General features: G+C 47.6%; 21 protein-coding genes. 11 read left to right on the top strand and 10 right to left on the bottom strand.

All coding sequences use genetic code 11. The annotated features are described in order from the left end of the window. Positions 1 to 49: 49 nt before the first annotated feature. Together B7990_RS04545 and hflX are read right to left on the bottom strand one after the other, a co-directional pair. Entirely contained in the window at positions 50 to 652 is a 603-nt protein-coding gene (locus tag B7990_RS04545; protein ID WP_088639813.1) for a phosphatidylglycerophosphatase A, read from the bottom strand. 98 nt (positions 653 to 750) lie between these two features. Further along, positions 751 to 1947 carry a GTPase HflX gene (hflX, locus tag B7990_RS04540; protein ID WP_088639812.1) on the bottom strand — a complete coding sequence of 399 codons (1197 nt, stop codon included), beginning with the start codon at positions 1945 to 1947 and terminating at the stop codon, positions 751 to 753. Positions 1948 to 2232: 285 nt separating this feature from the next. Here hflX and B7990_RS04535 point away from each other — a divergent pair, with 285 nt between their 5' ends. From B7990_RS04535 to B7990_RS04500, 8 genes are all read left to right on the top strand, one after another. Further along, on the top strand, positions 2233 to 4242 hold the full coding sequence (locus B7990_RS04535; RefSeq protein WP_088639811.1) for an InlB B-repeat-containing protein: 2010 nt from the start codon (positions 2233 to 2235) through the stop codon (positions 4240 to 4242). A 195-nt stretch (positions 4243 to 4437) separates the two neighbouring features. Next, positions 4438 to 5850: a glycine--tRNA ligase gene (locus tag B7990_RS04530; protein ID WP_088639810.1), complete on the top strand. Its 1413-nt coding sequence runs from the start codon at positions 4438 to 4440 to the stop codon at positions 5848 to 5850. A 224-nt stretch (positions 5851 to 6074) separates the two neighbouring features. After that, positions 6075 to 6929 (top strand): FISUMP domain-containing protein, encoded by an 855-nt coding sequence (locus B7990_RS04525; RefSeq protein WP_088639809.1) that lies wholly within the window; start codon positions 6075 to 6077, stop codon positions 6927 to 6929. A 2-nt stretch (positions 6930 to 6931) separates the two neighbouring features. Beyond that, complete coding sequence (locus B7990_RS04520; protein ID WP_088639808.1) at positions 6932 to 7327, top strand: hypothetical protein; 396 nt, start codon at positions 6932 to 6934, stop codon at positions 7325 to 7327. Further along, complete coding sequence (locus B7990_RS04515; RefSeq protein ID WP_088639807.1) at positions 7324 to 8676, top strand: hypothetical protein; 1353 nt, start codon at positions 7324 to 7326, stop codon at positions 8674 to 8676. Before B7990_RS04520 ends, B7990_RS04515 begins: the two co-directional genes overlap by 4 nt. 6 nt (positions 8677 to 8682) lie before the next feature. Beyond that, on the top strand, positions 8683 to 9960 hold the full coding sequence (locus B7990_RS04510) for a hypothetical protein (protein WP_088639806.1): 1278 nt from the start codon (positions 8683 to 8685) through the stop codon (positions 9958 to 9960). Positions 9961 to 9973: 13 nt separating this feature from the next. Further along, positions 9974 to 10303, top strand: coding sequence for a multidrug efflux SMR transporter (locus B7990_RS04505; protein ID WP_088639805.1), 330 nt, complete (start codon positions 9974 to 9976; stop codon positions 10301 to 10303). Continuing rightward, positions 10303 to 10917 carry a hypothetical protein gene (locus tag B7990_RS04500; RefSeq protein ID WP_254917319.1) on the top strand — a complete coding sequence of 205 codons (615 nt, stop codon included), beginning with the start codon at positions 10303 to 10305 and terminating at the stop codon, positions 10915 to 10917. The genes B7990_RS04505 and B7990_RS04500 overlap by 1 nt, the downstream gene beginning before the upstream one ends. A gap of 338 nt (positions 10918 to 11255) precedes the next feature. Here B7990_RS04500 and guaA read toward each other — a convergent pair whose 3' ends face one another. From guaA to B7990_RS04485, 3 genes are read right to left on the bottom strand one after another with little or no spacing between them, the layout of a single operon-like run. Further along, positions 11256 to 13091, bottom strand: a complete 1836-nt coding sequence (gene guaA / locus B7990_RS04495) for a glutamine-hydrolyzing GMP synthase (RefSeq protein WP_088639804.1) — start codon at positions 13089 to 13091, stop codon at positions 11256 to 11258. A 39-nt stretch (positions 13092 to 13130) separates the two neighbouring features. Further along, the gene (locus B7990_RS04490; RefSeq protein WP_088639803.1) at positions 13131 to 13799 is read right to left on the bottom strand and encodes a hypothetical protein; all 669 of its coding nucleotides are present in this window, start codon (positions 13797 to 13799) and stop codon (positions 13131 to 13133) included. 16 nt (positions 13800 to 13815) lie between these two features. Continuing rightward, entirely contained in the window at positions 13816 to 15381 is a 1566-nt protein-coding gene (locus B7990_RS04485; protein ID WP_088639802.1) for a M17 family metallopeptidase, read from the bottom strand. Between the two features lie 103 nt (positions 15382 to 15484). Here B7990_RS04485 and B7990_RS04480 point away from each other — a divergent pair, with 103 nt between their 5' ends. Together B7990_RS04480 and B7990_RS04475 are read left to right on the top strand one after the other, a co-directional pair. After that, positions 15485 to 16492, top strand: coding sequence for a porin family protein (locus B7990_RS04480; protein WP_088639801.1), 1008 nt, complete (start codon positions 15485 to 15487; stop codon positions 16490 to 16492). A gap of 6 nt (positions 16493 to 16498) precedes the next feature. Then, positions 16499 to 17500 carry a calcium/sodium antiporter gene (locus B7990_RS04475; protein WP_088639800.1) on the top strand — a complete coding sequence of 334 codons (1002 nt, stop codon included), beginning with the start codon at positions 16499 to 16501 and terminating at the stop codon, positions 17498 to 17500. 187 nt (positions 17501 to 17687) lie between these two features. On the opposite strand, the gene B7990_RS04470 is transcribed toward B7990_RS04475, so the two are convergent. From B7990_RS04470 to B7990_RS04460, 3 genes are read right to left on the bottom strand one after another with little or no spacing between them, the layout of a single operon-like run. Beyond that, entirely contained in the window at positions 17688 to 19745 is a 2058-nt protein-coding gene (locus B7990_RS04470; protein ID WP_254917318.1) for a hypothetical protein, read from the bottom strand. Further along, entirely contained in the window at positions 19745 to 20617 is an 873-nt protein-coding gene (locus B7990_RS04465) for a PHP domain-containing protein (RefSeq protein ID WP_072828682.1), read from the bottom strand. Before B7990_RS04465 ends, B7990_RS04470 begins: the two co-directional genes overlap by 1 nt. A gap of 2 nt (positions 20618 to 20619) precedes the next feature. Further along, positions 20620 to 21018: a hypothetical protein gene (locus tag B7990_RS04460; protein WP_254917317.1), complete on the bottom strand. Its 399-nt coding sequence runs from the start codon at positions 21016 to 21018 to the stop codon at positions 20620 to 20622. 213 nt (positions 21019 to 21231) lie between these two features. Between B7990_RS04460 and B7990_RS04455 the strand changes: the two genes are divergently transcribed. Then, positions 21232 to 21822, top strand: coding sequence for a viroplasmin family protein (locus tag B7990_RS04455; protein ID WP_088639798.1), 591 nt, complete (start codon positions 21232 to 21234; stop codon positions 21820 to 21822). Positions 21823 to 21862: 40 nt separating this feature from the next. On the opposite strand, the gene B7990_RS04450 is transcribed toward B7990_RS04455, so the two are convergent. Both B7990_RS04450 and B7990_RS04445 read right to left on the bottom strand, forming a co-directional pair. Beyond that, positions 21863 to 23152, bottom strand: coding sequence for a hypothetical protein (locus B7990_RS04450; protein WP_141099211.1), 1290 nt, complete (start codon positions 23150 to 23152; stop codon positions 21863 to 21865). Between the two features lie 24 nt (positions 23153 to 23176). Further along, positions 23177 to 24421: a hypothetical protein gene (locus B7990_RS04445; protein ID WP_088639796.1), complete on the bottom strand. Its 1245-nt coding sequence runs from the start codon at positions 24419 to 24421 to the stop codon at positions 23177 to 23179. Positions 24422 to 24474 lie beyond the last annotated feature (53 nt).

Here is a 24474-nt window from a genome sequence, read left to right as displayed (position 1 = left end):
AAATGGATATAAGAAAATCGGTCAAGGCAGGAGTGACGTTTAATCCGTTCTAAATATATTTCAGAAATAAAGCGTAGATTCCGGCTGTACTGAGCCAGAGCAGGATGCCGGCGTAAATTCCGCCGAGTAAATCATCGGCCATGACTCCCCAGGCTCCGGGGAGTTTTTCCATTTTATGGATGCCGAGTGGCTTGAGAATATCGAAAAAGCGGAACAGCCCGAATGCGATGGCTAAAATCCAAGGGTGGACGACGATGGTTTCTGTAGGATAGAATGCGAGGCTCATGAAAATCCCGCAGACTTCGTCAATCACGATCCAGCCTGGGTCTTCGGAGCCGGTATCTTTCATCGCTTTTTTCACAAAGGGGATGGCGACAAAAAATACGATTAGGGCGGCAGCAAGAAAAACTTGGTTTACGTACCCTATGATGGGAATCTTCCATTCGTAGTAGTATCCAAATAGGCGCAATGCGAGCCATGCCATGGGGTAGGCGACAATTGCTGCGGCGAGGCTTCCCATGGTGCCGGGTGCTTTCGGGCTCATTCCCGAGCCGAAAAATGTTACAATGAGGGCGGTCAATTTGTCCGTCTTTCGCCATTCGTGCGGAACACGCTTCTTGCCATACTTTTCTTTAAGTTCTTGTTTGTTCATGATGAAGTGGTTGGTAAACAGTGGTTAGGGGTTAGGGGGAATGGTCGTTTGCTCAAAGCGAAGCGTACTCAGAGGAGCTTCAGCTCCGTGCTCATACCTCATCCCCCTACCTCCGGCCATGGCGCTTCTGCAATTTCTTTTTCTTTGGCTTCTGCGACGGCGCGCTTCTCGTGCCAGCGTTCGAGCTGTTCCTTGAAGGCTGCGCGTAAGCGTTCCATGCCGATGTTTTCTTTTGCACTGATTTGGATGGCGTCAGGATAGTTCTGCAAGAGTTCTGTGCGGCGCGCTTCGCTTGCTACTTCGACCTTGTTGAAGACGCGGAGTCTCGGCGTGTCCTTGGCAATAATGCTTTCGAGCGTCTTGTGCGTGACTTCCAAATGATCGCGGTAGTCCGGGGCGCTCCCGTCAACGACTTCCAGGATGCAGTCCGCGTGGGCGGCCACGCCGAGCGTACTCTTGAACGTTTCGATCAAGTTGTGGGGGAGCTTGCGGATGAATCCGACCGTATCGCTTAAGATGATGTTTTCGCCGTCGAGGAATAGCTTTCGCGTGGTGCTGTCAAGCGTAGCAAAGAGCTTGTCTTCAACATAGACGTCGGCACCTGTCAAGCGGTTCGTGAGTGTAGACTTGCCGGCGTTCGTGTAACCGACGATGCCGACCTGGAAAATATCGTTTCGCTTGTCTGCTTGCTGCTCGCGGGCGTCTTCGATTTTCTCGAGCTTTTTCTTGAGTTCCTGGATGCGCTTGCGGATCATGCGGCGGTCCGTTTCGAGCTGCGTCTCACCCGGCCCCTTGGTGCCGATGCCGCCGTTGTGCTGGCGGCAAAGGTGCGTCCACGCACCGGTGAGGCGCGGCATCATGTACTGGAGCTGTGCCACTTCGACCATCAGGCGGCTTTCTGCAGTGACGGCGTGTTTTGCAAAGATGTCAAGAATAAGTCCTGTGCGGTCGAGAACCTTGATGCCGGGCATGCGTTCTTCGAGGTTGCGCACTTGTGAACCCGAGAGGTCGTCGTCAAACACGACCATCTTGGCGTTGTCTTCTTCGAGAGCGCGTTTGACTTCGTTCACTTTGCCTTCGCCAATGAGCGTTGCCGGGCTGAAGTTTTGCACTCGCTGCAAAAAGCTGCGTGTGACAAACGCTCCTGCGGTTTCGGCGAGGCGTCCTAGTTCAGCGAGCTGCTCGCCTGCAAGCCATGGGCGAATTTTGGGTGTTGCGATGCCCACTAGAATGCATCGTTCCTGTTCTTTCTTGTGCTCGACTGGCTTGATGCCTTTGTTTCTTGGTTGTTCCATGTTTTCTTTCTGATAAAGACCCGGTAGAAATATATCAAAAAATGACAATTCGTTAAGCTTGCCAATGCTTGGAAAATCTTTTTTTCAGCTGTAAAAGGTTGTAATAGATTTTTTACTTTACGAAATTCGTTGAGGCAATCTCAATGCCTTAAAAATGCGCTATTTTGAATGATTTACATTGTTTATTTGTATATAATTTGCTTATTTGTAATATTTCATTTATTGTTAGACATGATGAAAATAAAAATTTATACTAAATTTTAGGGTACAAAAATAGGGTAGAGTATGAGAAAAAAAATCATATTGGGGCTGGGAATGACGCTTGCTTTCTCAGTGGGCGTTCATGCACAAGAATACAAAATCAATAAAGTCGGGAGCGATGAACAGAAATCGTTTGATGTCTTGCTGAATCAAAAAACGGTATCAGAAGCTTCTGCTGGTTCCTGGCTTTATGTTAATCCAATTGTTCCCAGCGGAAAAGTCTTTAAGGGATTTACCGTTTATGACCAATATGGAACATCTCAAAGTGAACGTAAAGTCTCGAATACCGAAACAAAAGACTTGCAGTTCCTGATGCCAGATCATGATGTTTATGTGACGGCTTCTTACGAATCCCTACGCTATTATCTTACTGTAAAGAATACGGATAACGGAAGTGTTTCGCTGTCTTTCAGTGATCGCTATAGGGATCGTACAAAACCTGGGGTGAAGGTTACGGTAAACCCGAATGCGGCAGACGGCTTTAAAGTTGCATCAGTCATCGTGAGCAAGTACCTTGATGCAAAAACGACGGTAACATGTACGAAGGTTGATACAGCTCGTGCTGGAATGCCGGGCGTGGATGAAAACGCTGTTGATGGCCGTTGCACGTTTGAAATGCCGAATTTTGATGTTGAAGTGTCGGCTGTGTTTACCGCTGAAAGTGCTCCGGAACAGAAAAACGGAAACAATCGTTTTAACGTGTTCTATGAATTGAATGGCGGTGCTCTTCCGGATGCGTTTACGCAGTCCTTCTCTTGCGATTCGACTGCAAAACTCCCTGTTCCGACGAAGAACGGTTATGATTTTATTGGCTGGTCTCTGGAAAATAAGCTTGATAATGTCTATTATGCCCTGGATCGTCTGGATGGCTCTTCTTGTGTCGATAAACGCGTCTATGCCATCTGGACTGAAAAGGGCGTTTGCCCGGAACAGAAGGCGATTGCCGTTGATGGAAAATTGCCTCAGTGTACTTCGAGTCTGAATTGTGCCCTGTTCCATAGCAATTCAGCAAATCAGGATTCTGTCTGCAATGGGGTCATGTGGGTTGCTTACGTGGCTAGCGTTTCTAGTTCCAGTGCGGTGACCTTGTCTAGCAGCTCTGAAGATGAAGATGCTGTAGAACTGTTCTCTTCGAGCGATGTTGCTGTTGCATCCAGCAGCTCCAAGGACGAAGAGGCTGTAGAACTCTACTCTTCTAGTGTTGATGCGGCTTCTTCCAGCAGTGTTCTTGCTTCTAGCTCCAGTGTTGCTCCTGTATCAAGCAGTGTGGCGGTTTCGTCCAGCTCAAGCGCTGCTCCGGTTCCTGCAAGCAGTAGCGTAGATGTCGCTTCTAGCTCAAGTGCGGTACAGGTTTCTTCGAGCAGCGAAACGCCTAAGTCTAGCAGTGCTGTCGCTTCTAGTTCCAGTGCTAAACCTTCTTCCAGTTCTTCCGAAAAGGCTTCTTCGTCGAGCGCCAAGCCGGCATCAAGCAGCGCTGTTAAATCGTCTAGCTCTAGTGCGAAGCCGTCGTCTTCTAGCAGTCAAAAAGCCTCGTCCAGCTCAAGTGCAAAGCCCGTTTCGTCTAGCAGTCAAAAAGCTTCGTCTAGCTCTAGCGCAAAGCCTTCATCGTCTAGCAGCAAAAAAGCTTCTTCATCGAGTGCAAAGCCGTCGTCTAGTTCAAGCGAAATTGTTGTTGAAGCTGTGGGCACCGAAGAAGATATGCCTAGCTGCACTGCAAAGCGCGAAAATATGACGTTCTATGTAACCACCTTGAAGACTGTCTTTGTTTGCAAGAGCAGAATGTGGACAAAGTTTGACCCGAGTCTGAAGCTTGCCGATGTTGTTTTGGTGCCTAAGTTCTCTGCGTTTGTGAATGGTCGCAGTCTACAGGTCTCTGGCGCAAGGATTGGCGCAAATGTTAATTTACTCGATATGCAAGGTCGAGTGATTTACAACGGTCGCGTCAATACGATGAGCTTCTCGATGAATGTTCCTCGTAGCGGATCCTATGTGCTTCGCGTTGGGGCACAACAGAGAATCGTGAATGCTCGATAAGTGAATTGTTTTAGGACTCCCTGAGTGAATGAGACCCTGCGCAAGCGGGGTCTTTTTTGCAATAAAATTTTTCTATCTCTCGTCTCTCGTCTCTCGTCTTTTTTCTAAATTTGCACCCGTCAGGGCCTATCATCCAGGTAGGTTCCTAGTCCGGCCAAAACACGCCTCATGGGCACGGCCGATAAAGGATATATAATGGCAAAGAAAGTTCAGGATGCCCTTAAGGACATCATCTCCCTCTGCAAACGCCGCGGCTTCATTTTCCCCGGCTCCGAAATTTACGATGGCCTCGCCAACACTTGGGACTACGGTCCGTATGGCGTGGAACTCAAGCGCAACATCAAGAATCTCTGGTGGAAGAAGTTCGTGACTTCCCGCCACGATGTGCTTGGTCTCGATAGCTCTATTCTTTTGAACCCGCGCGTTTGGAAGGCTTCTGGCCACGTGGGTAACTTCTCTGACCCGCTCGTGGACTGCCTCGCTTGCCACGAACGTTTCCGCGCTGACCAGCTCCTCGAAGAAAAGCTCGGCGAAGGCTGCTGCGCTGGCAAGAATTTTGACGAAGTTCACCAGATGATGGTGGACAACAAGATCGAATGCCCGACTTGCGGTAAGACCGATTGGACAAAACCGCGTGCTTTCAACCTCATGTTCCAGACTGAAATCGGTGTGATTGAAGGCGAAGGCAACAAGGTTTATCTCCGTCCGGAAACCGCTCAGGGTATCTTCGTGGACTTCCGCAACATCGTTGACAACGTCCGCCCACGCATCCCGTTCGGTGTCGGCCAGATCGGTAAGTCTTTCCGTAACGAAATTACTCCGGGTAACTTCATCTTCCGTACTCGCGAATTCGAACAGATGGAACTCGAATACTTCTGCGAACCGGGTACCGAACTCGAATGGTACGACTTCTGGCGTAAGTACTGCTTCGAATGGCTCGTGAACGATCTCGGCGTGAAGAAGGAAAAGCTCCGCCTCCGCGAACATGCCAAGGAAGAACTTTCTCACTACAGTAACGGCACTACCGACGTCGAATACGAATTCCCGTTCGGCTGGGGCGAACTCTGGGGTATCGCTTCTCGTACGAACTACGACCTCACGCAGCACCAGAACGAATCCAAGGTCAAGCAGGAATACATCGACCCGGTCCAGAACAAGCGCTACATCCCGTACGTTGTCGAACCGTCTCTCGGTGTGGAACGTTTGCTCCTCGTGCTTCTCTGCAACGCTTACGAAGTCGAAAAGCTCGAAAACGACGAACGTACCGTCTTGCACTTCGATCCGAAGGTTGCTCCGGTCAAGGTTGCTGTTCTCCCGCTCGTGAAGAAGGGCAAGGTCAAGGAAAAGGCCGAAGAACTCTACCAGAAGCTCCTCAACCGCTGGAACGTCGAATACGACGAAACGCAGTCCATCGGTAAGCGCTACCGCCGTCAGGACGAACTCGGTACGCCGTTCTGCGTGACTGTTGACTTCGACACGGTGGGCGAGGGTGAATCCGATCCGGCAAAGCTCGGCTACGTGACTGTTCGTGAACGCGACTCCATGAAGCAGGAACTCGTCGCTATCGACAAGCTCGAAGCTTACCTCTTCGAAAAGCTCGGCTGCTAAGGTTAGACGAAAGGACGGTCCTGTGGACCTACAGACTAGAGACGAAAGAATTATAATGGCGCTTCGCGCATTGTATAATTGATTTATCCCTCGTCTTTCGTCTCTCGTCTCTTGTCTAAAAAGAATCCGTTCGCGGGTTCTTTTTTTGTATATATAGAATAAGCTTGTATTGGATGTTTTTGGGGATATGCTATATTTTATTAAAATTGATATAAGATAAAATTATGAAAGTACAACATCTTATTCCTATCGTTTGTTCCGTGTTGGTTGGGTGCCATACTGATAGTGGCGTCAATCCTCCTCCATACTCTACGAATCGTATTCCCTCTTATAAATGCGATTATAGGGGCGACTTGCCTGATTGTGATGAAAAAATGGAAGGGATTGTTTTTGTCGTACGGGCGTTTAGTTCAGATAAGCTTTTCGTTTGCTCCGATAAAATGTGGATATACCTTAGGGATGCCTCCAAGGAGGAGACTGATGCTGTTCCTAAGTATACTCCGGTAGCCGAAAAGGGATCTGATATCCTAGTGGAAAAAGGCTATGTTGTAGATCACCGTGACGGGATTACATATCGTACAGTGAAAATCGGAAATCAGGAATGGTTTGCCGAGAACTTGGAATACGGGTATTCTAGTTATGAAGATTACAACGGTATTTGCTTTATGACGTCTGGGAGCAGAGGCTGCTTGTATACTTGGAGAAATGTAATGAATGCGGACTTGTCTCCAGATGATCTTTGTCCGAATGGCTTCCATGTACCCTCTAAAGATGATTGGGACATTTTGATTAAAAAAGTTGGCGGCTATGAAAATGCGGGTCTAGCGCTTCAGGCAAATGACGGTATATCGAAAGACTCCTATAGTTTTTCCATTTATCCATCGGGCTACTATGATTCTGACGCCTCTTATTCTAGGGATCGGTATTCGTTAGCGGACAGTTTTGCTCCGTTTTGGACATCGACATTTACCAGTTCTTCAAATGCTTATGCCGTTTTGTTCAATCAAGATGATCCTCAAGTCAGAATACAAAGAGAACATATCTCCGATGGTTACGCCATCCGCTGCCTAAAGGACTAATTATGAAATTTGTTGAAAGTTTATTTGCTATTGCTGCCTTGCTTGTTTTCTCGGCTTGCAGCTCTACTCCGCACACTCTTGTTGGAAACCCGGTAAATCCGAAACCGCTTTCTAAAGACGATTTGGTTCGCATTGTCGATGCCACTGAAATCCCCGTGGTTCCCGAAAATAGCACCTATTTGGGAACGATGCAGACAGAACCTTCTGCAGATTGTTCTGTTGAAAATACCGCAGAGCTGCTGGTTGAAAAAGCGCGCTCGCTGGGGGCTAATATGGTTTACATTAAAAATGTAAAGACTATTAATTTTATTTATTCGAATGGTATGATGACAATGTCAAGAATTTGCAAAGTTGCATTGGTGGATTACTTTAATGTCGAAGAATGGGGTGCAAAATGAAAAAATTGATTTTGGCTGCCTCTCTTGTTCTTTCGGTATCAGCGTATGCCACAAGCAACAAATCCTTTGGAATGAGTGATTTTGAACGCTCGTTGATGGGTGAAAATAAATCTGATGCAAGTATTGACTCGTCTAAAGTAGAAGCGTCGTCTTCTAGTGATTTTGAACAATCCCTCATGGGGCAAAGTAGTTCTGAAATGGAGCCTGTTTATAGGGCCCGTGAAGACTTGCTTGATGCAATCAGGAATAAGGATACTGCTACGGTTTCCTTGAAGGTCGCGCAACTCGAAGGTATGCAAACTCATTCGATAATACCTTTGCACGATACCGAAAAATTATGTTTTTACAAAGATCTTAAAATGTACCGGGCTTTGCTTAAAATGCTCGTCCATCATTATAAGTCTGCATATGAATTCGATAAAACCGTAAATGCCCAACGTGCTGAAAATGATGGCCTCATGGTTTATACAAAAGATTATCTTGAAAAGCACAAGATATCAAACCATGATTATCAGGACATTGAATCCAATGTAAACAGGTCTGATTTGAGCGAAGCTGAAAAAAGCGAATTGAAGCTTTTGATGAATCTTCATTTTGCATATAAGGATGACTCTGACAATGCTTCTGTCAGAAATTATGCAAAAGACTTTGTTGATAATTTCCCGGACCATCCTGATGCTTCATGGGTGAAAAAGAGTATTCTTGATCCCCTGAATAGAATGGACGTGAGCGATTTGTATTATACGGATCGTGCTGAGAAAAAGGAATCCGTCATTGAAAATAAATTATACACGGGCGGCTTTGGCTTAAATCTTTATTTAAGTCCTGGATTGGGCTTTGGCTTTGGAAACTACTATCGTGAGGATCTTGTAAAACCCGAAAGCTATCCGATTAACTTTGAACTTTACCTACAGATTCGTCGTGTTTCCGTTTCTTTTGAAATGATCAATTCAGGTCATGAAGGTCTTATAAACTTTGGTTTTTCTTTTGGCTTTGTCGCTTATGATAGCCGGTATCTGAAAGTTCGCCCGTATTTAGGTTTTTCGGGCAGCATGTTTAATGGTACGGTTGTAAATCCGTATTATTTCCCCAAGGATAGTGACTATGGCCTTTCCCCTAATGAATCGTTTGAACATTGGGATATGGGTTCTGCGATTACGATCGGGGCGAATGTCGATTTTAAGTTTGGCACGGCGTATCTGTTTCTTTCAAATTCAAAACTTGTGTCGTTCTCGATCGTTGGCAAGATCGGGCTGTCCTATCTCGATTTGAGTGATGGAGAACCTCTTGTGCGAGGCTCTGGCTTGGACGCATTTTTTGCCATTGGCTTAGGCGTTTATTTCTGGTAAATCATTATGAAAAAAATTCTAGTTGCAATTTCCCTGTTGCTTGCTTTTGGTGGAGCGTTTGCAAATCCATCTAAAAAAGAACTCTTCTCCCGTGCTCGTGATGCGTTAAAGACGTCGCTTGAACAGCAGGATTATGAACGATCTAGGCAGGCTATTGAATACCTTAAGGCGAATCTTGACGAGGGGGCGCCCTTATGGGATTTTGAAGAGTACCTTGCGCTTATGGAAATGGGCGAATATGATGAAGGTATCGATATTTACGCCAATACCCGCCGCATTGTGCTTGATACCTCTTATCATCCAAAGCAGAAAGTTCGCGTCAATCCTGAAGACGACCCTCTTCATCTCTATCTTTATCGTGCGTTCAGTCCGTTCAACAAGACTGTTGTCGATTCTATGGTGAATGTTGTTCAAAACTCCAATGCCAAAGAGGAAAACAAGGAGCTTTTTACAACGCTTATTTACGCAGAACTCATTGTTGGCTTGCGTACTTACAGGTTCAATGACGGTAGCGGGTTTGCATATAGGGTTATCGCCGATACGATGGCCGCAGAAGACTTCCTGAATCATGCAAAGAGCTATATCCGCAAATATTCGCATACTGTTCATGCTCAGTATTTGAAAGATCAGGTCGTTCCTTTTGTACAGAATTACATGGATAAACAGAGAGAGTTCCGCAGAGATCCTATTGCGCACAAGTACTATACTAGCGGATTTGGAATATATCTGGGTTCTTGGCTTGGATTTTTGTGTGGTGAAATTTCTGATGTTACTGAAACGGAAATGGGCACTCCGTTCCAGGCTGAAGTTGAATTCCGGGTGAAACGGATTTCGCTTTCGGCGTTCTTGCAATTGGGCATGATTGTTAGATATAAAGAGACGAACAGCAAGCTGGATCGTTTTTATGATGATGATGATAATGATACCGTTGATGAGACGTTTGGTGTAACCGTTGGCTTTACGGCTTACGATTCTCATTATTTGCGCGTGGAACCGTTTGTGGGTGTCGGCGCAACTTACATGCCTTCAATGGAAAATGAGAGATTTGGCGAATATTCTATTGGACCAGATTGGATTATTGGATCGAATGTTGATTTCCGATTCTTTTCCACGAATCCCTCGCGTATAGGGGCTATATCAACGGCATGGATTTTGCGCTTTAAGTACAAGATTATGTTTGGTACGGCCGAAAGCAGCACGGTAAGCAATGGTGGCGAATATTCTCCTAAATATGGAGCCGTTCATCAGGAATTTGGCCTTTCACTTGGCTTTAACTTGTGGTAAATGGGGTTAAGCTATGTACTACCTGATGCTCTTGCTTGCGATAGTCTGTGAAACTGCAGGAACGACGCTTCTGAAATTCTCGGAACAGTTCACGCGCCTTGTCCCGACGGTAGCTTCGCTCATTTGCTATATCGCTGCGCTATATTTCTTGAGCGTGTGTTTAAAAGCTATCCCGATAGCTGTTGCTTATGCGATTTGGTCTGCACTCGGGGTCGCTTTTATTACTGTAATCGGAATTGTAGCGTTTAAGCAGGTGCCGGATATTGGAGCTTATATTGGCTTGATCCTGATTGTGTCGGGAGTCGTAGTACTGAACCTGTTCTCTAAAATGGATGTGCACTGATGAATCGTATAGCTCTTTTCGCGATTGCGGGAGTCTTTTCAATCGTTGCTTGTAGCGATGAAAATGCTCCCATTGTGTGGAATGTCGCGGAATCTTCGTCTAGCGTGACTGTTGCGGAGTCTTCGTCCGGGGCGGAATCACCTTCTAGTAGCTCAGAAAATATCGCGGAATCCTCGTCTTCCGCAAGCGCACCATCATCTTCAAGCGAATCTGCAGCTGACACGGTCTGGCATCAGGCGAATCTTACCTGGTATACCTCCTGGCCGGAACCGGGTAGCGAAGAATGCATCGAATACAACGGCTGCACCTGGGCCGGCTACTTTGCTGGCGTTGAAGGCCAAATGACTGAAGAGTGGGTGAGCCAGCACAACATCATTGCTGTTCACGAAAAGGACTGGAACCAGTATAAGCTTAAGACTTTTAGGCTCCGCATGAACGGCTCCACGATTGACGCCGTGGTTTACGATATGTGTTCCGACAGTGATTGCGATGGATGCTGCACTGAAAATGCTGGCGAAATTGGATTCCTCATCGACATCGAAAAATACACCCGCGAACGCTTTGACGGCAATGGCGATGGTGTGGTGGAATGGACCTGCTTGGATTGCGAGTAAGATTTTCTAGATAAAAAAAGCCGAATGAGTAAACTCATTCGGATTTTTTTTTAGCTCTAAACGCTTAGTTTGTTCCCATTGCGACTGCGCTACGCTTGTCGCATGTTCGCGCGGCTCGGCTATGAAAACATGCGAGCATGTTTTCGCAGCACTCGGCTTACTGACGCTTACGCTTACGGCTTCAGCGTCTGCTTGTTCGCCTCGGTCATAAAAATGAGCAAGCTCATTTTTGCGACACTCGGCTCCGCACTACTCCCACGGCGCTTTCACTTTGTTCAAGCGCGTGTTCACGCGGCTCGGTCATGACAAAAAGCCAGCTTTTTGTCGCGACTCTCGCCTTATTCCCATTCAATAGTTCCGGGCGGCTTGTGGGTCACGTCGTACCACAGCGAGCCTGCGCCTTCGGCTTCGAACTTGCGCCAGAGACCGGCGAGCATGCCTTGATCGATTTCGGCGAAGTTTGCCGTCATAGCTTCGGTGGAGTTCACCGGGCGCATCACGATGCAGGGCTTGTTAGCCGTGCGGAGCGGAACGAGCACGACCGGCATCTGCCAAATCTTTTCGTACAGGTCGTTTGCCTGCAAGAATTCGGTACAGATGTTGTCGAACTTGCGGAGTGTATCGAAGTTTTCGCGGGTGGCGTACTGTTCGACAAGCTTCGGATCTTCATCAGCAATGCTGCCAATCTGGTAAATCACGCGATTGATGGCCTTGAAGCGGTTGGCAAGTTCCGTAGAGAACTTTTCGCAGTCCTTCCAGCTTAGGCCCGGAGTCGTGATGAGGAACGGCTGTGCGTAAGTACGGCCGTCACCCTGAACGCCAACGCTCTTGATCGGGAGCATGCGGCCTGCAATGTTGTTCGCCTTGAGGTAATCGGCGAGGGACTGGCCTGCAGTGTCCTTCACGTCTTCGAACTTCACCATGTCGCTTGTGAGCTTGCCTTCGCTGCAGAGCAAACGAACGCCGAGACCCGGACCCGGGAACGGGTGGCGCCACACGAGGTTGTGCGGAATGCCGAGTTCTTCGCCGAGAGCACGGACTTCGTCCTTGTACAAGTCGGCGAGCGGTTCCAAGACGAGACCCTTTTCCATGAGGTCCAAGACTTCTTGCACGCGGTTGTGGTGCGTCTTGATCTTGTCGGCGTTCTTGGTGCCGCCGCTTTCAATGGTGTCGGGGTAGATGGTGCCCTGAGCCATCATCCATTCGTTCGGATCGAGGTTGAGCTTAGCCATTTCCTCGTCCTTGACCGTCAAGAATTCCTTACCGATGATACCGCGTTTGGTTTCCGGCGCAGTCACGCCCTTGAGCTTTGCAAGGAAGTGTTCGCTTGCGTCGCGGATCTTGAGGTTGTTCATTCCTTCCTTCGTGAGGAAGTCCATAATCTTCTGGGATTCGCCGAGGCGCATCATGCCGTTATCCACGTGCAAGCCGAGAACCTTTTCCGGTCCGAGTACGCGGTTCAAAAGCACGAAGGCCACAGTAGAGTCCACACCACCAGACACGAGCAAGAACACCTTGCGGTCCTTGACCTGGTCCTTGATGCGCTGCGTGATAAGTGGCAAGTAGCTCTTCATGTTCCAAGTCTTCTTGGCACCCGTAAAGTCGACGAAGTTTTCGAGAAGCTTCATGCCGAACTTACTGTGCGTGACTTCCGGATGGAACTGGATGCCGAAAATCTGGCGTTCGGGCTTGTCGCTGTCAAAAGCGACGGCGGCGATTTCGCAGTCCTTGGTGCTGGCCACAATCTTGTAGCCTTTGGGGAGCTTGGTGACCTGGTCGCCGTGGCTCATCCACATGGGGGAGGCCTTCGGGAGATCCTTCAAAATCGGGCACTTTTCGTCGCCGACGATGAGGTCTGCAATGCCGTATTCCTTGACCTTGCCCGGTTCAACGTGACCGCCCAACTGCTGGGCGATGAGCTGGTGACCGTAGCAGATGCCGAGCTTCGGCACCGGGAGGTTCAAAATTTCAGGATTGTATTCCGGAGCGTCAGCCGCATAAACGCTAGACGGACCGCCACTGTAAATGATGCCCTTCACGCCTTCGAGTTCAGAAACCGGGGCGGCGGGGGAGTGGATTTCGGTAAACACGCCAAGACGGCGTACACGGTTGGCAATCAAGTGAGCGTACTGCCCACCAAAGTCCAAAACGGCAATAGTATCAACGTTTTTCATACATTGCAAAGATAGAAATTTTGCTAGGCTTTTCCTAGTTTATTGTTTAAAAAGGTAAAATGATGCCATCGATAATACAATCATAATGGGGATGGAATAAATCGTTGCAGAAGCTGATGTAACCTTGTATTCGGACTTATCATAATCCGGCGTGACTCTTTTGATGATAAACGCTGCGACATAACCGCAAACCAAAAAATGGAGTAGGATTTGTCCTGCGTCTATGCAAAAATTGATTAGGCTTGCAATGTCTTCCCGGAAGAAATGGATTTCCGATATTTTTCTCGCTAATTTCGCAAGTCCGTTGACTAAAACTTTCAGCGCTATAGTCGAAGACAAGCATGCTGAAGTGAATTTCCCTATGGAGTGATTCTTGCGGATTTCTATTTTGTGGAAAAAGTATATGTAGAATGGCGCGAACAATACAGAAAACAAACCACCTGTTCCAAGAATGGCGGCGCACCACATAAAGTTCCCGGCAGGGTGCTTATCGATTTTTTTCTGGACCTCTTCGGAGTCCGGGGCGGCAATGTCTTTGTCTATTCGGCGAAGGATGATAGTGTCGATATTTTTTTGAACATCAAGCGCACTTGCTAAGTCGATTGTTTCAGGCGCTTCTGGAGCGACATGCTGGTCGTTGGGTGCATCGCACCACAGACAATTCAACATGTCGTCCGGATATTCCTGTCCGCATTTTTTGCAAATCATGTACTACCAGCGAAAACTACACTTCTACTGTAGCGTATTCTCCGTCAGCATCTTCGTTTGCTGCGTCTTCGCTTTCGTCGCTTGCGCTAGACATACGTCTTGCAAGTTCGATGAGCGTTTGCACACCAAAGCCTGTTGCGCCAAAGTCGGTGTACTTCCAGGCCTTGCTTACAAATGCGGTCCCTGCGATATCCCAGTGTGCCCAGGCGGTGTTTTCAGGAACAAACTCTTGCAAGAAGAGGGCGGCGGCAATGGCGCCCGCGTCGCTTCCGGTGTTCTTGAGGTCAGCAAAGTGATCCTTCAAGGCGTCGGCGTATTCTTCTTCGAGCGGCATGCTCCAGAACTTTTCGCAGCAGGCTTCGCCGCAGTTGATGACGTTCAAGGCGAGGGCGTCGTCATTGCAGAAGAATCCGGCAACGGCGTATCCGAGAGCGCGTACCATGGCACCTGTGAGGGTCGCGAGATCCACAATGTGTGTGGCTCCGATGAGGCCTGCTTCGGCAAGGCCGTCGCTGAGCACGAGGCGTCCTTCGGCATCGGTGTTATCGACCATGACCGTCTTTCCGTTCTTGGCGGTAAAGATGTCGCCTGGCAATACGGACTTGTTGCCGATGGCGTTTTCGGCGAGGCAGCACACGGCGCTCACCTTGATCGGTAGTTCAAGAGTTGCGATGGCCTGGATCGCGGCAAGTACGGTAGCGGCTCCGCTCATATCGCTAATCATCTCGGGCATGGATTTAGGCGGCTTGAGGCAGAGACCGCCCGTATCAAACGTGAGGCCTTTGCCGACAAAGACCAAATGGTCTGCGGATGTGCGCACATTTTTATTTGCGTTTTTACCAGCAGCTTTAGTCCCACGAGCACCCTTGCTTCCGTCGTAGCTAAGCGTAATCATGTACGGCTCGTGCGAGCTGCCCTTGCCGACAGTCACATGTCCCATGAAGCCTTCCTTTTCGAGCTGCTTCATGTTGCGAACTTTGATCGAAAGCCCCGGAGTGAACTTCGCAATCGTGTTTGCGTTTTCGACAAATTCAGCAGGTGTAAGGTCGGATGCGCTTGTGTTGATCAAATTCTTGGTGAGGACGATTGCCTTGTTTTCAATAGCTGCAACTTCTGCAATCTTCTTGAATTCAGCGACCTGTTCACCAGCGACAATTTCGAACGTGACCTGGAAAGCTTCCTTATGCTTGCTCTTGTAGGCGTCGAACTTGTAGTCTGCGTAATGCAATCCAAGCAAAAAGCTCTTGAACTGTTCTGGAGCGGCATCGGCAAGCATGATGGAAACGACCGGAATCTGGCGCTTGCTTGCTTTCTTGGCGAGGCGGTATGCTGCCATACGCAGGTGGTCCAGTGACGAAAGACCTCGTTCCTTGGCCGCATCTACAAAGATTGTGGGCTGGTTGTCGATTTCCAGGAACTCTAGATCCTCAAACGGTCCGTCATTCATCCCGTTTAATACGGATTCGACTTGCTTTTCGGCTTCTTCCGAAAGGATGTTGGAAAATTGGATGGATTTTTTGACGAAAAATAGGGCGTATGCATTGGCTTTGCCCGTAGCAGTAGAGACAATATTTGTTTTCATATAGCGTAATCTAGTATTTTATGGATGAGACGCTTGTATTTTGTATTGGTTTTTTGAATACAAAAATACTATAATATTACAAGATTTCTATTGGAGGATTAATATGAATCTGAAGTACACTGGAATTTTGACAGCTCTTGCGGTTTCCGCAGCGATGGCTCAGGAAGTGGCTCCCGCAGAAACGGCTGTGCCTACCGCTCCTGTGGCGGCCCCTGAACAGAATGTTCCTGTGGCAGAAGTTGCTCCTGCTGCACAAGCGGCTCCGCAAGATAAGTTTGCGGAGGTCGAAAAAGAACTTGCTCCGGAAAATCTTTTTTCGGAACCGACTGCCGTTCGTGGTGAAAATGCGGCAAAGCCTGTTGCACAGAAGACCGCAAAGAAATTTGTCTATCAGCCGGTTTATTCTCCGTCTGATGTCGAAACGAGCGGTGGCTTTGTAAAGACCGTTTACGTTTCCGAAGTCCCGAGCGCGGATACAATTGACATGGATCAGCTTCGCGGGCGTCATCCGTTGAAATTTACGTTTGGCGTCCAGGCGTTTATTGGAGCCGGATTCCTCTCGGGCGATAATGGCCGCTATGATTATGACCGTTATTCCGGCTTGGCTTGGAATGTCGGCGCGTTTGCACTTGTCCCGTTGGACGAATACAACATGGCGTTCAAAACAGGCGTCCTCTTCGAACACGACAAGGTGAGCAATTCATTCAATGAAACATATAAGGAAACTTTTGGCGAATATCGATTCTCCTTCAGTCAGTATCGCATTGCTGTTCCGATGCTTCTTTCTTTGAAGAGTGCTACGTCAAATCTGTTCTTTGATGTGGGTGTCCAGCCTTCTTTTGCTGTTGCGGACAAGTTTAAGTTTAAGTATTCGAGAGATCCGAAGAACAACAAAATCAATCGCAAGGATGACATGATGGATAATGACTGCCGTCAGATTGTGGACTGGTCGATTGTTCTTGGCTTTGGCATCCGTGCGAACCGTTATGTTGGTTTCGATGCCCGATTCAATTGGGGCCTTACCAATCAGTATGATGACTATAACGAATGGGCAATCAACAATCTGTCCTATAAATCGTTCTCCATCGGTGCTTCCTTCTACGCTTTCTAGTATAACATGATTCTTTCAATTGTGGCTATCGTCGTTGGCCTTTTTCTCCTGGTCTGGAGTGCAGACCGTTTTGTAGATGGGGCTGTCGGCGTAGCCCGATTTTTTGGTATGAGCACCTTCCTTATCGGGATGGTGATCGTGGGATTTGGAACTTCCGCTCCTGAAATGGTTGTTTCCATTTTGTCTGCAATGAACGATACACCGCAGCTTGCCTTGGGCAATGCTTATGGTTCAAACATTGCAAACATCGCGCTTATTCTTGGCGTGACGGCGCTTATTGCTCCTGTTGTCGTCCAAAAGCAGGCTATGTCGCGGGATATTCCCGTTCTGATTGCCATGACGGCGTTGACCGTCCTGTTGCTTGTGGACGGGAATGTTTCTTTAATAGATGGAGCCGTGTTGCTCGTTGCTTTTGTGGCAATTATGGGCTTTAATATTTTAAGTGAATTGAAGGCAAAGCGCAAGCGTCGAAAGTCTGGCGGAGCTTCCGATATTTCTGAAGTTGAAGAAATTCCTGCTGAAGGCGTGTCCATTGGCAAGGCTGTTTTGAGTTTGCTTGTGGGACTCGTTCTTTTGATTGTAAGTTCGCGTATGCTGGTGTGGGGCGCTGTTTATATGGCGCATGCGCTTGGTGTTAGTGACTTGCTGATTGGCCTTACGATTGTTGCTGTCGGGACATCGCTTCCGGAACTTGCAAGTTCTATTGCGGCGGCTCGCCGTGGCGAGAATGACCTCGCTGTCGGTAACATAATTGGTTCCAATATTTTTAACACGCTTGTCGTGGTCGGGCTTGCATCTGTCATTGCTCCGATCAAGGCTGCCGATCCAGCAGTGATGAACCGTGATGTGCCGATCATGTCGGCACTGACGCTTTTGCTTTTCTTGATTTGCATTCCAGTCAAGAAAAAGAATGGCAAGCGGGTGAGCGGTTTTGGAAGAATCGGCGGTGCTCTCTTTTTGAGCTTGTATGTTGCGTATCTTGTGCTGCTCGGAATCCAGGCTGTTTAGTTTTTTAACGTCATTCTGAGCGACCTGTCATTCTGGAGGCACTGAGTGCCGATAGAAACCATTATTTCTAGTATATACGTTTGGAATGAAGAATCCAATCATTTCTTGAGTTGCATAGGCTCGATTTGACTGGATCCTTCACATTCGTTCAGGATGACGAGTGTGTTGGCGTCCAGTGACGTGCGGATTAGTTCCCGAATGTCCAGACGATGCCGTAGGCAAAGCGCAACCCTTCGGGGGTGTATCCTGATTCCGGCATGTAAATGCTGTGGTTGAAATTCTCGATGCGGTTGTAGAGTTCAAATGTAAGAATCTGCATGCGGGCTTCGAAATCCATAGCAAGATAATGCTTTAGCCTGAATAGTTCAGGTTCACCATTCTTGTTGATCGTGCAGTCGTAGCGATCATTAAACCACTGAAAATCAACACGGACGCTTACACCAAGCCTGTCTTTGACAAATCTGTTTTGCCAGTGGATGCTGCCTTTGTAGTAGAGCGATGGGGTGTCTATTAGCTTTGTTCTCGTGATTCTTTGACCGCGTTCCAGGTAAAATTTCCAGTTGGCGAGACGGAACCCGACTTGCATGATCCAGTCGAGCGTATGGGCGTGGTCAAAGTTCTCATAGCGGAAAGCCGATGGAATGGAGTCAACCACGTTTGCGTAGGTCGTATCGTACAGTTCGTCGTAGGTGTATGTCGTATCAATGCCGCGATTTACAGCCCATTTGGGCTTGATCAGGTTGTTGGCATGTTCATAGCGCAGGCCAAGACCGTAAAAGACATCGCGTTTTTGCCATACGAGATTGGCTGTCGCGCGGTCGCGAACTTCGTGTTTGAGGTTCTCGTTAGGGAATGCGACTCGACCGGTTTCAACAAGCTTGAGTTGGTTGACGTCGGGAAACTTGTTGTCGTGGCGGTACGATGCCGTTGCCATCAGGTGATAGGGGAGGAGGTATGTACCATCGAGAGAAAAAGCTGGCGCAAATTCGACAGAATCCAGGACAGAACTGTTGCGCTGCATTCCTGCCTGTATGCGGAATAAAGCCTTCCCGAAAAGCGTATCGGAAACCTCGGCGTAGCCGATTTCCCTGTCCTGATAGTATTTATGCGTTTCGTTATCGTGGCCTGATTCTTCGGTATTTAAAAATTCGTATTCAAAGCGCAGCCTTGGATTCAGCAACATGTTGTAACGTGCTTCAAAATTCCCAAGAATGGTTTCGTGGTTACGGTCTTTTGTTGTATCGTAATAGCTGTAAGTCACTACAGGGCGTTTTAATTCGTTGAAAACGGTATCGACGCCTTTCCGTATTTTCGATAACTTGCGCAAATCCATTTCGTGATTGCCATAATGTAGTTCTGTACCAAGCGTCAAGTCTTTTGCAGGATAGAATTCGACTCCACCGCCATACGTGCGCGTCTCGATTTTGATTTTGTATGGATCGGTCTGGAAATCGCGAACTGTCGGGTCGAGCGTATCCAGCAGAACTTTGTGGGAGGTGTTGTCTGCGTTATCAATACTTAAATAGTTTATCTTAAAGAACGCCTTGCCGTAGCCGAATCGCCATGTGAGTATTGGCTGGATGTGCATGCTGTTCATGGCGATATTGCGACCGCCAAATGGAATTTCTGTGGAGTCGCGGCCCAGGGCGAAGAAAGGCGAATGCGTTACGGGTTGGTATTCATACGGCTTGGAGAGCAAGTCGGAATGGCTTGCCACACCGAGGTCCAGCGTCACGGAGTCCGTAATGAGACGGCGAAATTCGAGTCGCAAAGCGTTGCCTTCAAATGCTCCACGTTCCCAGTTCACGTCTGTAATGGGCGTGTCGACCGGGATGCCGTGTCGTTCTTCAAAGAGAATGCCGTTTTCGCCATTGAGAGCGAGAGTGGATGCGTCGAAGCTTAAACGCGTGGTGTAAATGCCGGCAAGCTTGCTCGGGTAACGCTTGCTGAGACTCCCGATGCCGAGAGCTTTGGCGGGGAGTTCTGGACTTCCGAGGATGGATGTGCCTAGCACCCATTCGGACTTTTGACCCGAGACGTCGTACGTGCGCTGCATGACTTCGCGCAGCGGAATGACCCAACGTCCAGCGTCGGTTTCTCGCGGAGCTGGGTCTGGGGAGTTCGGCGTTTCAAAAACGGAGTCTTGCGGAGCGGGGAGCTTGCTCTGCTTAGCGTGAATAACGTCAGCAAAAACGCTTGAGACAAGCGTAGACAAAACAGCAATTAGAAGAATTCCACGATTCATTAGAACCATTCTGCACGAGATTTTTCGCGCCTTTCTCGGAGTGCCTGGACAACAGTGTATGGCATTTTCATGCAACCAGGGGGGTAGGTTCCACTTTCGGTGTGAAAGTCGGAACCGCCTGTTCCCACAAGTCCGAACTTTTGCGCCATTTCCTTGTACTTGCGGCCAACAGCACCCTTTTGTGCCGGGCTGTAGACTTCCATGCCCTGTATGCCCCATTCCACCATGTTTTCGATGAACTGGTCGCTGAGGCCGGACTTGTATGGGTGCGCAAGGACGGCGATGCCGCCTGCATTTTCTATCAAGCGGATTGTTTCTTGCGGGTTAAGGCCCTTCTTTTCTACAAAGGCGATACAGCCATCCCCGAGGTATTTCGTAAACGCTTCGGAAAAGTTCGAAATGTATTCTTCATCGACGAGCGACATCGCGATATGCGGGCGACCGATGATTTTACCCTTGCAGTATGAATGCACTTTTTCGAACGTGATGCCGATGCCGAGCGCGTTCAGCTTCTTGATGATCGCCTTGACGCGGGCGATGCGCTGCTTTGCGAAATCTTCGAGTTCCATGTTCAAGGCGAGGTTCGTCGGGTCACAGAAGTATCCGAGAATATGGATGTCCTTGCCTTGCCAAACGGCTGAAATTTCAATTCCCGGGATGATTTCGAGACCGATTTCCTTGGCCGGTTCTTCGGCGAGCTTGTAGCTATCGAGATTGTCGTGGTCCGTGATGGATATGCAACGAAGTCCCTTGCGCTTGCAGAGCATGAGCAACTCATCAACGGATAGAGTGCCATCGGAAAGCTTGGTGTGCATGTGCAAGTCTGCATAGCCGCCATTTTCAGTGATGATTGTCGAAAACATCTTTTGCATGGCTAGCCTTTTTTACCCTTTATAAAATAGCGAGCGATCATCTTGGCTGGCGAAATCGTTTTAAGCTGGTGGAGACTCACGTTTAAGAATGGGTACTCCTTGACGCATTCAAAACCGACTCGACAAGTAGCGCCGCTGATCAGGGCTAGGTATAAAAATTGTGGCTTGTAAGGGCCTGGATAGACGCAAGCGACTGGGGCGTATGTTTTGACTTGGTATTCAAGTTTTTCAAAATTCGTTTCGCCGTATCTGCATCCCTTGTCTGTGTAGTAAGATACTTGAGCTGATTTCTTTGAAAAAAGAATCTCTAGATCGCCATGTGCGATGAACAGGATTTTTTTTAGGCTTTCTTCGGGAAGTTCGTTCAGGATAATCTTTGCGATTTCCTTCTCTTCTGGCATGAAGAACACAGTCTTTTCATGGTCTTGCAGGCATTTGGGGAATGAAAATGTCTTGGAACTCCTTGTTTTCCGCGCCTTATACGCAAACCATCGATACAGTAATGGCTTGCAAAGTAAGCGCATGGCAAAATATTTCTTGCTATCGGCGAAGTACCGTGAAGAAAACAATTGAACTCCTAATTTAAATTCGACAAAAATATATAAATTTGCGCCATGCCTAAACAGAAGTTCTATGCCGTAAAAAGCGAAAATGAAAAGAAAATTGTAACCACGTGGGATGAATGCCTTAAGCTCACGCATGGGGTTAAAGGTGTTTTGTTCAAATCCTTCGGTTCCCGCGAAGAAGCGGAGGCTTGGCTCGACGGAATGGAGGCTCCTGCGCCCGATGGGATCCGTGTTTTTGTCGATGGTTCGTTTTCGCCGGGATTTGGCCCTGCCGGCTGGGCGTTTGTTGTAACTGAAGACGACAAGGAACTTGCCCGTGGCTCGGGAATTACGGCATTCGATGCTGAAAGCCGCAATATCGATGGGGAAGTGATGGCTTCGTTCCAGGCGATGAAATGGCTAGACGCGCACGATATGAAGGGCGTCATCTGCCATGACTACGAAGGCATTGCGCGTTGGGCAAAGGGCGAATGGCAGGCCAAGAGCAACATCGCGAAGATGTATGTGGCGGCTGCAAAACCTTATCTCAACCGAGTGCAGTTCGAAAAGGTCGCCGCCCATACTGGCGTCAAGTGGAATGAACTTGTAGATAAATTAGCAAAAGAAGCAATCGCGAAGGCGAAGAATAGTAGACGGTAGGCGGTAGGAAGTAGGAAGAATTTTTTAGTAGCGCTTTCTTCTATATTCGGATGCTTGTTCTTCGGATGAGGTCGTGATTTTTGCCGCTGTCCTTGGTGTTCAACTTTGACAACGGCATTTGGGCTTCGAAAATTAGTCCGAATAGAAAATGATTGATTAAGCCCCAGCGTTTGCGGTTGGAAAACGGATCGTCAAAACGGACTCCCTTTACAATCCATTGAAATTTGGGAGAAAGATAGAGTATGTCGCCCACAGGGAGCTTTTTGACTATCTGAGCGCTTCCAAAGAACGACATGTTGTTTGTCGTATCATTATCAAAGCTGAACGATGTTAATCCAATGCCGCCCATGACATCGGCTCTGAATTTGTAGAAATCAAAAGAGTATCCCAAGAACAAGTCAAAACTGGGAGACGCCTTTTTAGCAACGAAAAGGTCATTCTGGAATTGGATAACAAAATTGTGAATTTGCAAACGTCCTTCAGGAAACCCTGCTGTAAAGGTTTCACCTACTTTCTTTAACGAGGAACTTTTTAAGGATTTCCCTAAAGAAAATCCAAAGCCGAAACTGAAGTAGCTGTCGTTCCTGTCGTATTGAGTAAATTGGTTAGAAATGTTGTCGTCCATGATTGCCATAATGGCAGTCTTGTAACGGCTGTTGGGGTATTTTTGCAAGAACTTGTCGCGAGTGTTCAATATCCATGAGTAGTCGTAATCAAATTTTTCGTGGTGTCCTAGCGGGCTTTCGTCCTGGAACCATAGCTCCGCCCAAGATGTAGACAGGTCCAAAGCCAGTTCGGACGTGCTTTTGGCCAAACTGGTAGCAATATTCATGAGCCTTTCGGCAGTAAAGAGTTTCTGGGCGATACTGGATGCGAGAATCTTTGAACCGTCTGGATTTTTTTTCAGCATTTCTTTTTTCTGAAAAGCGTACTGGTTGTCGTATTTTGCGATCATGTAGTCCAAAAGCAGGTTGTACATCGTATTGTCTTCGTTTGTCGCGATTCTGCCTTCTTCTTCTTGACCTGCGAAAAAAGCGTATTTTGGATAAACGTTTTTAAATTCGTTGTCGCCTTTTTTTTCGTCATAAAGTGTATAGGCGATTCGGATCAGTTTCTCGCGTTGTCCTTTATCGGCGCAGATTTCTGCATTCGTCTTGTGTCCATGTTCGGCGATGAAATCCAGCAATTCTAGATGCCTTGAGGAATTGTCCGAAACGGCATTTTCATTAAGCATTCCAAGGACGTATTGGTCAAATTCACAGGCGTCAATTTCTTCGGCATGGCAAATCAGGCTGCAAGTCGATAAAATCAGGAGAAAAATGAAACTCAATCGGTGCATATTCTTAATTCTCTATTAATGTATTTCAGAAAATGGTATGACGAAATCAAGGATTGCGCCTATATAGAACTGGTTGATATAGACTCGTCTCCTGCGGCTTGTTTCGGGAGATTTGTATTTGAATGTTTTCAAAGTCCATTGAATCTGGGGAGTGATTGCACCTAATCCCGTAAAAAAGATTCTCTTGTAGCCCTGCAAACCGAATGAATAGGCTTTGTAAACGGTGGAATCTTTATCTTCCAAAAACTGTTGTATGCCGATTCCTGTTAGCAAATCCAATCCGTAATCGCCAAATTCGAGGTTGTATCCAAAAAGCCCGTTTAGCCCGACGGCTGACGCTTTACTGTTGAAATACATGTCGCATTGCACTTGCGCTACGAAACGCATAATCTGCAATCGACCTTGTGCTATACCGGCAGAAAATGTTGTTTTTTCAGCTTCTAGACCTGCTCCCAACAACGGTTTCCCGATTAAAAATCCAAGCCCGAATGCTAGATGCCTATTGTCTTCTTCATAAAGCTGGATGTCGAGTTTTTCTTCGTTGTTTACAAGAGACTGCATTAACGAGTCGTTAATTAGGGCTTGTAAAACGGGCGTATATGGACTTTCCGGGTATTGTTTTATGAAATTCCGAGAAGTTGTTTGTAGCCATTCATAGTTGTTCTCGTTGTACTTTTTTAAAGAGGGAACATCATCTTGAATCCATAATCTGGCCCACGAGCGTTCGCATTGCCATCGGAGTGCGGATTTTGATATACCTTCAATCATCGATATTCTGGATATTTGCAGTTCGTCGAGCAACGCGTCTAGTTTGGAATCGAATCCGTAAACGGAATTTTTCCTGCTAAGGGCCACCGTGAGCATGTTGCGCTTGACGTTTGCGAAATGCTTGTCGTATTTGGCGATGATGCAATCCAAGACGATGTTGAACGCCGCATTGTCTTCGTCAGAAAGAGTTTTGCCGTCCTCTTCTTTGCCTGAAAAATGCTCGTATTTTGTGTAGACGATATCGTCTACTTTAACATTCTTGGCTGTTTTGCTTGTGTTGAACAGGCCCTTCACTTTTGCCGAAATGGCTTGGACTTTGTATTCGTCCTTGCACTCTACATGGTTTACGGAGAGACTGTTTTGCAGGATGTAATCGAGAACTTCGCTATGGCTGGTATGAGATTGGACGCTTCTGGTTAACAGGACGGCGAGGGAATCGTCAAAATCGCAAACGTCATTCTCAGTTGTTTCTGCAAATCCTAAGCAAGACATAAAGAGAATAACTGGCAACGTGCGTACAAAATATATTCGTGCGTCAAAAGAAA

This window comes from Fibrobacter sp. UWB4, from assembly GCF_002210345.1.
In the GTDB taxonomy this organism is placed as follows: Bacteria; Fibrobacterota; Fibrobacteria; order Fibrobacterales; family Fibrobacteraceae; genus Fibrobacter.
This window is presented reverse-complemented; position numbering and strand designations above follow the sequence as displayed.

What these genes read in the sequence shown, in the direction of transcription:
- B7990_RS04455 (WP_088639798.1), top strand. Translation starts at nt 21,232, where the DNA reads ATGCCTAAACAGAAGTTCTATGCCGTAAAAAGCGAAAATGAAAAGAAA.
- B7990_RS04535 (WP_088639811.1), top strand. Translation starts at nt 2,233, where the DNA reads ATGAGAAAAAAAATCATATTGGGGCTGGGAATGACGCTTGCTTTCTCA.
- B7990_RS04500 (WP_254917319.1), top strand. Translation starts at nt 10,303, where the DNA reads ATGAATCGTATAGCTCTTTTCGCGATTGCGGGAGTCTTTTCAATCGTT.
- B7990_RS04505 (WP_088639805.1), top strand. Translation starts at nt 9,974, where the DNA reads ATGTACTACCTGATGCTCTTGCTTGCGATAGTCTGTGAAACTGCAGGA.
- B7990_RS04480 (WP_088639801.1), top strand. Translation starts at nt 15,485, where the DNA reads ATGAATCTGAAGTACACTGGAATTTTGACAGCTCTTGCGGTTTCCGCA.
- guaA (WP_088639804.1), bottom strand. Translation starts at nt 13,091, where the DNA reads ATGAAAAACGTTGATACTATTGCCGTTTTGGACTTTGGTGGGCAGTAC.
- B7990_RS04470 (WP_254917318.1), bottom strand. Translation starts at nt 19,745, where the DNA reads ATGAATCGTGGAATTCTTCTAATTGCTGTTTTGTCTACGCTTGTCTCA.
- B7990_RS04545 (WP_088639813.1), bottom strand. Translation starts at nt 652, where the DNA reads ATGAACAAACAAGAACTTAAAGAAAAGTATGGCAAGAAGCGTGTTCCG.
- B7990_RS04490 (WP_088639803.1), bottom strand. Translation starts at nt 13,799, where the DNA reads ATGATTTGCAAAAAATGCGGACAGGAATATCCGGACGACATGTTGAAT.
- B7990_RS04510 (WP_088639806.1), top strand. Translation starts at nt 8,683, where the DNA reads ATGAAAAAAATTCTAGTTGCAATTTCCCTGTTGCTTGCTTTTGGTGGA.
- B7990_RS04445 (WP_088639796.1), bottom strand. Translation starts at nt 24,421, where the DNA reads ATGTCTTGCTTAGGATTTGCAGAAACAACTGAGAATGACGTTTGCGAT.
- B7990_RS04525 (WP_088639809.1), top strand. Translation starts at nt 6,075, where the DNA reads ATGAAAGTACAACATCTTATTCCTATCGTTTGTTCCGTGTTGGTTGGG.
- B7990_RS04530 (WP_088639810.1), top strand. Translation starts at nt 4,438, where the DNA reads ATGGCAAAGAAAGTTCAGGATGCCCTTAAGGACATCATCTCCCTCTGC.
- hflX (WP_088639812.1), bottom strand. Translation starts at nt 1,947, where the DNA reads ATGGAACAACCAAGAAACAAAGGCATCAAGCCAGTCGAGCACAAGAAA.
- B7990_RS04460 (WP_254917317.1), bottom strand. Translation starts at nt 21,018, where the DNA reads ATGCCAGAAGAGAAGGAAATCGCAAAGATTATCCTGAACGAACTTCCC.
- B7990_RS04475 (WP_088639800.1), top strand. Translation starts at nt 16,499, where the DNA reads ATGATTCTTTCAATTGTGGCTATCGTCGTTGGCCTTTTTCTCCTGGTC.
- B7990_RS04465 (WP_072828682.1), bottom strand. Translation starts at nt 20,617, where the DNA reads ATGCAAAAGATGTTTTCGACAATCATCACTGAAAATGGCGGCTATGCA.
- B7990_RS04515 (WP_088639807.1), top strand. Translation starts at nt 7,324, where the DNA reads ATGAAAAAATTGATTTTGGCTGCCTCTCTTGTTCTTTCGGTATCAGCG.
- B7990_RS04520 (WP_088639808.1), top strand. Translation starts at nt 6,932, where the DNA reads ATGAAATTTGTTGAAAGTTTATTTGCTATTGCTGCCTTGCTTGTTTTC.
- B7990_RS04485 (WP_088639802.1), bottom strand. Translation starts at nt 15,381, where the DNA reads ATGAAAACAAATATTGTCTCTACTGCTACGGGCAAAGCCAATGCATAC.